Here is a 5460-nt window from a genome sequence, read left to right as displayed (position 1 = left end):
TCTCCTTCAAACCGTGGCCTTATGGATTTAGCAACAAATGCAGAATCCAATAGTTGTTGCCCATTGAATTTTCCAAAATCTTTATACATTTTTCCAAATCGCGCAAAATCCCTGGCGTTTGAGGCAAAACAACAATAGGCTTTTACCATTTGGTGTTTTTTGTTGTCCACTTGCCAGAGCGCATCGTTTTCTGCCCCCAAGGGCTGCCAGAACGCTTCCTGAAAATAGTCGGCTATTCTTTTTCCGGAGGCTTTTTCAATGACCATAGCGAGTAGCTGTGTGCTTCCACTGAGGTATTCATATTTCATCCCGGGTTCTTCAACGATGTCGAGTTCGAGCATCATCTTATCCAAATCGTCATAAAAATAGGCCTTAGTAGTAATTGAAAACGGACTGTAGTAAGCCTCATCCCAATCAAGTCCTGACGCCATTGATGACAAATCACCAACTGTTGTTTTGGCGTCTTGGTATTTTGGAAAGAAATCTCCTAAAGGTTGATCAACACTTTCGATGTATCCGTCCATAATCGCTTTGCCCAACAATCCAGAAATAAAACTCTTGGCCATGGAAAACGAATTGCTTCTGCTGTTTTTATCAAATCCGTCGTAATAGGCCTCGTGCCAGATACTGTCGTTTTTAATGATCATATAAGCAATTGTTCCGGCACTCTGATGGGTTTCAAGAAGTTTTTCTGTGGGGGAAACCTTGTTGTAATCCGTATGAATGGGCCAGGGAATGGTGCTTTTTCCTGCTTTTACAGTGTCATTGTCGAACACTTTGTAGTCTTCGAGATAAGCGGTTTTATGCCCTTTTAGATAGATGGTTCTTACTGCTTTAAATAAATAAGTAACATCAAAAATGTAGGCAAGAATTACTGCTAAACCAATCAGGATAGCCAAAGTAGATAGGACACGTTTTAAAATTTTCATAAGTATTTGTTTACACTTATAAAAGTAGCAAAAAATGTTTAGTAAAGATAGAATCTAAAACAGTGAAGTTTGCCCGGAAGGGTTTTCGTGTTCAAGAAGCCATTTTTTGCGCCACAACCCTCCGGCATAACCGGTGAGTGAACCGTCTGAACCAATCACTCTGTGGCATGGAACCACAATCCAAAGCGGATTTTTACCATTGGCTGCAGCCACAGCTCTGATGGCTTTTTCATCACCCAGTTTTCGCGAAAGCTGAAGATAAGAAGTGGTTTCACCAAAAGGAATTTCCTGAAGCGCCTTCCAGACTTGTTTTTGAAAGGGAGTTCCTTGTGGGTTTAATTTTAAATTGAAACCGGTTTGTGAATGTTCAAAATAAGCCTTTAGTTGTTGGGTGACTTCTTTTAGCGATTGAGGAATTTCAGAGGAGACTTCAAGTTTTTTGTCAGAAACCTGAATAGAAACAAGCCCGTTTTCATCGCCTTTTAAAAAGGCAAAACCAATAGGAGTATTTATGATTGCCGTATCCAAAAAACTAAAATTGCTCTAAAAACTTGATGCGTTTGTCAATGGGTGGGTGAGTTGAAAATAGACCGCCGACGTTTCCAAATAACTTTGCAGAAGTGTCTTTTGGGGTGTTTTCGATAAACATTTGTTGCACTTCCTCGCTCTTTGTTTCAACATGATGGTTGGGAGAGATTTTTCTTAGTGCTGAAGCCAACGCCCAGGGTTTTCGGGTCATCTCGGCAGCTCCACTATCTGCCATATATTCTCTTTTTCGGCTTAAGGCAAACTTAAAAAGCAGCGAAATGAAATAAGCAATTGCCGCAACAAGTAAAATAACAATCATCAATTTACCGGAGTCTCGATTGTTTCTGCCCCTGGTCATTCCGCTGTAAAGGAAACTTCTAAAGGCAATTTGAACCACAAAGGCAAAAATTCCGACAAAGATAATGCTCACTACAAGCAAGCGCACATCTTTATTGCGAATGTGCATCAGCTCGTGGGCAATCACGCCTTCAAGTTCATCATCGTCAAGAGTGTCAATGATTCCGCGGGTGAGGGTGACTGTGCAGTCTTTTTCGCGTAAGCCGCTTGCATAGGCATTCAAAGCAGGACTTTCAATAATTTGCATTTTGGGCATGGTCATTCCTACACTCATACACAAATTTTCAACGAGGTTGTACACCCGCATATTGGTTTTGCGCTCCAGTGTTTTGGCGCCGGTGGCCATGGAAATCATTTTGCCGTGAGCAAAATAAGCAATGATAAACCAGATTGTAACAACAACTAAAACAAAAGGTATAGCACCCAGAAAAAGATCTAATGCCACATCGGGGCTTGGGTTTCCGTATTCGTCAAAAGACAATAGATAAACTATCGCAAATACCGATGCTAAAATGAGTGCAGGAAATGCAATCAATAAAAGAATGGACTTCCTGTTGTTGCTTCTAATTTGCTGCTGAATACCGACAAACTTCACTGCTTAAAATTTTACTTCGGGAGCTACGTCCATTTGTGCTCTTTGGTCAACACCAAGATCAAACATAGGCTCAGTTTTAAAGCCAAACATTCCTGCAAAAATGGTGTTTGGGAACTTTTGAACAGCAATGTTCAATTCTTTTGTAGCCGAGTTAAAGAACCTTCTCACGGCAGCCAGTTTATTTTCCACATCAGAAATTTCATTCTGAAGTTGTAAAAAGTTTTGGCTGGCTTTCAGGTCTGGATAGGCCTCAACCTGAATGTTTAATCCTCTGATTGCTGCAGTCAATTCCTGCTCAGCAGCTATTTTTTCATTAATTCCGGTAGCAGAAATGGCACGAGTTCTGGCGTTTGTAACCGCTTCAAGAGTTCCTCTTTCGTGCTCCATATAGCCTTTTACGGCACCAATCAATTGTGGAATTAAGTCATGACGTTGTTTTAATTGAACATCAATATCTGCAAATGCATTTTCCCTGTGGTTGCGAAGGCTAACAAGGGTGTTGTATATAGAAATAACCCAAATAACGAGTATTGCTACAATTCCGATAAAAATTAAAAGTCCCATATTAAATCATTTTTGTGTTAAAAATCAAAGAATTTCAAAGATAGCCAATTTGACGCCAGAGACGTTAAATTGTTTCAAAATATTTTGGTAAAATTAATTGGAATCAGTATCTGATTTTGGGTTGATAATTCCCAGACGTTTTGCCCTGATTTCCCAATTTTTTCTGGCCATGGCCTGCATGTCGGCTACATTATCGTGTTCGTCCATAATTTCAAGGCCCAGTAGGGTTTCAATGATGTCTTCCATAGTGACAATTCCCACAGGGTTTCCATATTCATCGGAAACAATGGTGATGTGTGCCCTTTTTTCGATAAGAATTTCAAAAAGATCGGGAATAGGTGTTTCGTTTGAAGTAGTAAGTACTTCCCTTTTTAGGGTGCTTAAAGGTTCGGGTCCTTTTTGATCAATCATTTCTTCAAGCACGTCATCTTTAAGAATAAACCCGGTAATATTATTTGAACGCTCTTTGTAAATGGGGATACGAGAGTGTTTAAGGTGTTTGTTGTCCTCATAGAACTCTTCGATACTGGTGTCTTCATCTTCGGTTACAACCACCGAAAAAGGTGTCATAATGTCTTTGGCCAATACGTTTTTGAAAAGTAACAGGTTTTTAATAAAAGTAGTTTCACTTCCTTCAAACACACCTTCTTTTTCAGCCGTATCGGTCATTGCTATAAACTCCTCACGGCTAAAGGTATGGATGTGAGCAGATTTTCCAATCATTTTGGTGGTCAGGGTTAAAAACCAAAGAATTCCGGTCCACTTCAATGGAAAAATTAATGCAGATAAACCAAATACGGTAAAACGACCAAGGGACTTCCAATAAGAAGCACCTATGGTTTTTGGGATGATTTCTGAAATCACCAATATTAAAAAGGTCATTATTGCGGAAATAATCGCAACCGAATTATCGCCGTTCCCAAAAGTTTTTTCTGCCTGAACACCTACAAGTATGGCACCAACTGTATGTGCAATAGTATTGAAAGTGAGTATGGCCGTGAGGGGCTTGTCAATATCTTTTTTATAAGCGATTAAAGTTTTTGCATAGGACTTGCCTTCGTCCATTTTCATTTTTAGGAAAGAGGGGCTAAAACTTAGAAGTGCAGCTTCTAAAATGGAACACAAAAAAGAAAAGAAAATTGATACTGATGCGTATACAATTAATAAGGCCATAGTTGTTTTAAAAGTTGATACAAAATTACTTAAATATTCTTATCTAATTCTATTTTTAAGTAAAATTATGAGTTTTAAAGGCCACATTAACAGCACATTTTCTTTTTAAAAAATCAGGGCAAGAAGAAGTTCTTGCCCTGAAAATAGTTGATTATGTAAACTGTTTCCTGATTTCCTCCACCCATTCCGACGCCTGATTGGCACTTTGATAAGGGTCAAGACCAACTTCATCGTCAAAAAACACGATTTGGTGATTTGGTCTTTGTTTGTCTTTAAAAACAAGTTCGATGGCCACTTTTTCAATGGTTCTGGCTTTGGGTTGTCCCGGTTTTGGTGTTTCTACTTTAAGTAGATTAACACTCTTGAGTTCGTTGATTGAAAACACATCAATTTTTGACTCCTTTACAGGAACCGAAGATGTTACAAAATACTTGGATTGTTCATCGATTCCCAGGAACAACGATTGAAAAACTGCTGATTTTGTAATTTTTATATTTTGTGAACCACATAAGGCTTCCACTTTTTTGATGGTTTGTTTTTCCTTTCGGGACTGACTTGTTACGGCATAAATAACCGGCCCCACAAACAGTAACAACAGGCCTAAGCCCAGTTCTATAGATACGATATCCATTTCTATAATGATTTTAATTAATGATTAAAGTTTAAAATAAAGGTGATTTGAAAAACCAAACCCCTTTAGAAATGGAAATGAAACGGGAAGATTTGTGAAGTGAGAAGATGTTTCTTGTCTGAATTTTGATTGTCAAATGACAGGAGGTGTTTTTTTTCGCTTAAAGCGGAAAGGGTTTCAGCATGCTCACCTTGATAATTAAACGGGAAAGACTCTGAAATTTCAATGGTTTGAATGGAAGTTTCGTGAAAAACAAATGCGTGTGAACTCTTGATTTTAAACAGTGAAAAATCCTCTTGATGATTAACTAAAAACACTTCAGAACTATTTGTGCCAAAAGCCATTGCCGGCTGCAAAGCAAACAGCAATGAAGCGAGCAAAGAGAGTTGTATGTGTTTGATGTGAATCACGATACAAGATTACGACAAAAAGTAATTCGTGACACTTAAAGGATAGATAATTATTTTAAGATATCAGCTTTACGACATCCTTAGCAAAGTAACTAGCGATAATACTTGCCCCGGCTCTTTTTATAGCGGTTACCTGCTCCATCATAACGGCATCGTGGTTGAGCCAGCCTTTTTCGGCAGCGGCTTTGAGCATGGCATATTCACCGCTTACCTGATAGACAGCTACGGGAACTGTTACGGCATCTGCAATGTCACGAACAATGTCCAGATAAC

8 protein-coding genes are annotated in these 5460 nt (G+C 38.9%); all 8 read right to left on the bottom strand.

Annotated features, from left to right (window positions below):
• On the bottom strand, positions 1 to 929 hold a 929-nt coding region (locus AC6F75_RS14380; RefSeq protein WP_500715779.1), incomplete at its 3' end, for a serine hydrolase.
• Between the two features lie 54 nt (positions 930 to 983).
• A complete protein-coding gene (locus AC6F75_RS14375; RefSeq protein WP_500715778.1) occupies positions 984 to 1457 on the bottom strand; it encodes a methylated-DNA--[protein]-cysteine S-methyltransferase in 474 nt (157 codons plus the stop codon).
• Between the two features lie 4 nt (positions 1458 to 1461).
• A complete protein-coding gene (locus tag AC6F75_RS14370) occupies positions 1462 to 2409 on the bottom strand; it encodes a M48 family metalloprotease (protein WP_500715777.1) in 948 nt (315 codons plus the stop codon).
• A gap of 3 nt (positions 2410 to 2412) precedes the next feature.
• Positions 2413 to 2973: a LemA family protein gene (locus AC6F75_RS14365; RefSeq protein WP_500715776.1), complete on the bottom strand. Its 561-nt coding sequence runs from the start codon at positions 2971 to 2973 to the stop codon at positions 2413 to 2415.
• A 93-nt stretch (positions 2974 to 3066) separates the two neighbouring features.
• Positions 3067 to 4146, bottom strand: a complete 1080-nt coding sequence (locus AC6F75_RS14360; protein ID WP_500715775.1) for a CNNM domain-containing protein — start codon at positions 4144 to 4146, stop codon at positions 3067 to 3069.
• A 151-nt stretch (positions 4147 to 4297) separates the two neighbouring features.
• Positions 4298 to 4777: a hypothetical protein gene (locus AC6F75_RS14355; protein ID WP_500715774.1), complete on the bottom strand. Its 480-nt coding sequence runs from the start codon at positions 4775 to 4777 to the stop codon at positions 4298 to 4300.
• Positions 4778 to 4842: 65 nt separating this feature from the next.
• Entirely contained in the window at positions 4843 to 5187 is a 345-nt protein-coding gene (locus AC6F75_RS14350) for a hypothetical protein (protein WP_500715773.1), read from the bottom strand.
• A 55-nt stretch (positions 5188 to 5242) separates the two neighbouring features.
• On the bottom strand, positions 5243 to 5460 hold a 218-nt coding region (locus AC6F75_RS14345; protein WP_500715772.1), incomplete at its 5' end, for a porphobilinogen synthase.

It is taken from the genome of Planktosalinus sp., assembly GCF_059864935.1.
This window is presented reverse-complemented; position numbering and strand designations above follow the sequence as displayed.

What these genes read in the sequence shown, in the direction of transcription:
- AC6F75_RS14355 (WP_500715774.1), bottom strand. Translation starts at nt 4,777, where the DNA reads ATGGATATCGTATCTATAGAACTGGGCTTAGGCCTGTTGTTACTGTTT.
- AC6F75_RS14365 (WP_500715776.1), bottom strand. Translation starts at nt 2,973, where the DNA reads ATGGGACTTTTAATTTTTATCGGAATTGTAGCAATACTCGTTATTTGG.
- AC6F75_RS14360 (WP_500715775.1), bottom strand. Translation starts at nt 4,146, where the DNA reads ATGGCCTTATTAATTGTATACGCATCAGTATCAATTTTCTTTTCTTTT.